The sequence below is a fragment of the bacterium genome (assembly GCA_040753085.1).
GTDB lineage: Bacteria > UBA9089 > JASEGY01 > JASEGY01 > JASEGY01 > JASEGY01.
The window spans coordinates 1-2,293 of sequence record JBFMHI010000236.1 but is presented as its reverse complement, the minus strand read 5'-3'; the positions used below and the strand labels follow the sequence as shown (position 1 = coordinate 2,293).

The window sequence follows — 2,293 nt, the reverse complement described above, 5'->3', positions numbered from 1 at the left end:
TATCGCCCCTACGGGGCTTGAGATGTAAGGGTTGGCATCTCGCTATAAATATATCGCCCCTACGGGGCTAAAAGCTCACTACAGGTCGCAAGGTTTCACAAGAAAATGGACTATTTTGAACCGTCCCAAAATATCTGTTTTATAATTCTTCGTGCCCTTCGTGTTCTTTGTGGTTTTTAGAAGATGTGGGTAAGGATAAGCATCAAGGGAGGGGAAGCTCTTATGCCGACGCTGTCAGGACAAAAGGAGATGAAACTTAACCCATAGCACTATAATCTGTAATGAGCTTACTTTTTTAACTTGATTTTGAGTAGATACCAAAAACTATTATTTCAATAGACTTGTGGCGAATTAATTTGTAGGAGGTTTTAGGTTGACAAGATTAACCTTTTTGAGGTATACTTTGATTCACTTAAGAAAAACAGTTATTGATATCTCAGGGAGGGGACGATGATAAATACCCATAGAATTTTCGTAACCGTTTAGCCACCAAGGCACGAAGACACGAAGGGAAAAAAAGTATGTGTCTTAGAGAGCAGTAAAGCAATAGAGCAGCAGTTCTGGAACTTTCAGAAAAGTCTTTAACTACTGCTCTGCTGCTCTACTGCTCTTAGGACAGGATATTGAAGAGGGGTATAAGAAAGGTATTCTTGAGGGGACAAGGAGGATAGATTGTTTGGTGGCGGGGGAAGGCCGCGCTATGACTAATGAAAGCATAGATTATCATTTTATTGGCATTGGCGGGGCAGGGATGAATTCTCTGGCCCAGATAATGGTGGAGAGGGGGTTTGTAGTCTCTGGTTCAGATAGGGCTTTTGACCGGGAGGTAAGCCTGGATTTAGCCGGAAAGCTTACGGAAAGAGGGATCATTTTATGGGCTCAAGATGGTTCTATCTTCAATGAGGGAAAAGTAAGACAGGTAGTTGTCTCTACCTCTATTGAAAATGATAATCCTGACTTAAAAAGAGCCAGGCAACTGGGTTTGCCTATCCTCCACCGGGCAGAACTACTGGCCCAAGTTTCTAATGCATCCCGAAGTATTGTCGTGGCAGGAACTAGTGGGAAGACAACCACGGCTGGCATGATCGGCTATGTCCTTCACCGGCTTGAGATGAATCCTACAGTAGTGAATGGAGGGGTGATAAAAAATTGGGTTGAAGCCGGTTTAATTGGAAATGCCATCAGCAGCCCCCATTCCAATTTAACCGTGATTGAAGCCGATGAAAGTGATGGCTCTATCTCCTTATATCGTCCTTCCATCGGGGTGGTGATCAACATCGCCCTGGATCACAAACCTCTTTCAGAACTGGAAGGCCTTTTTAGTTCTTTTGCTCAAGCCGTAAAAGAGGCCCTCGTCCTAAACCTTGACTGTTCTCGAACCTCGCAGTTAAGGGGGACGGCTAAGATAATAACCTTTGGGATAGAAAGCGCTGCCTGCCTATCTATCAAACAGCTTGAATTAAGTCCCACCGGGTCTACCTTCGCTCTCGAAGGGACATCCTACCATCTCCCTCTCCCCGGACAACACAATGTCTACAATGCCCTGGCCGCTGTGGCCGCCCTCAGGGCCATCGGTCTTCCCCATGTTAAAATAAGCCCGGCGCTGGCCGAATTTAAGGGAATAAAGAGAAGGCTGGAACTTATCGGAAAGAAAAATGGAGTCAAGGTCTTCGATGACTACGCCCATAATCCGGATAAGATCAGGGCCAGTCTCAAGACACTGAAGCCTTTCTTTAGAAGGCTCATCGTTATCTTTCAACCGCATGGCTTTGCCCCCACCAGACTTCTGAAAGAGGGGCTTATCTACACCTTTGAAACCTGCCTGGATAAAGATGATCTGCTCTACATCCCTGATATATACTATGCCGGTGGAACAGCGGCCCGGGACATCTCATCGGCTGATCTAATTTATCCCTTAAAGGAAAAGGGTTTTTCAGCTTACTATTACCCTCAACGGGAAGATATAGTCAAGGAAGTAAAGACGCGGGTCCAATCCGGAGATGCAGTAATCGTTATGGGCGCCAGGGATGGAACCCTTTCTAACTTATGCCATAGGCTATTGTCCGAAAAGGGAAATCCCTCCGTAACTACTCAAAACTAAGTTAAGCAGTTAGTTGGGAGACAAAGCAAAATTCCCTCTCCCTTGATGCTTATCCTTACCCACAGATTGGGTAAAAGGATGGGGTAAACAAGAGCCTGCCTTGATGAAAATCAAGGATAAACCACGAAGAGCACGAAGGACACGAAGAAAAAATTACGACCTGTGAAATAGGTTTATACAAATATCCCCCAA

General features: G+C 45.2%; 1 protein-coding gene. It reads left to right on the top strand.

Annotation, left to right across the window (positions count from 1 at the left end):
• The first annotated feature begins 700 nt into the window (after positions 1–700).
• Positions 701–2,101 carry a Mur ligase family protein gene (locus tag AB1797_13960; protein ID MEW5768692.1) on the top strand — a complete coding sequence of 467 codons (1,401 nt, stop codon included), beginning with the start codon at positions 701–703 and terminating at the stop codon, positions 2,099–2,101.
• The last annotated feature ends 192 nt before the right edge of the window (positions 2,102–2,293 follow it).

Bases quoted from the DNA above. Each gene is read 5' to 3' on its own strand.
- AB1797_13960 (MEW5768692.1), top strand. From the start codon at position 701: ATGACTAATGAAAGCATAGATTATCATTTTATTGGCATTGGCGGGGCA.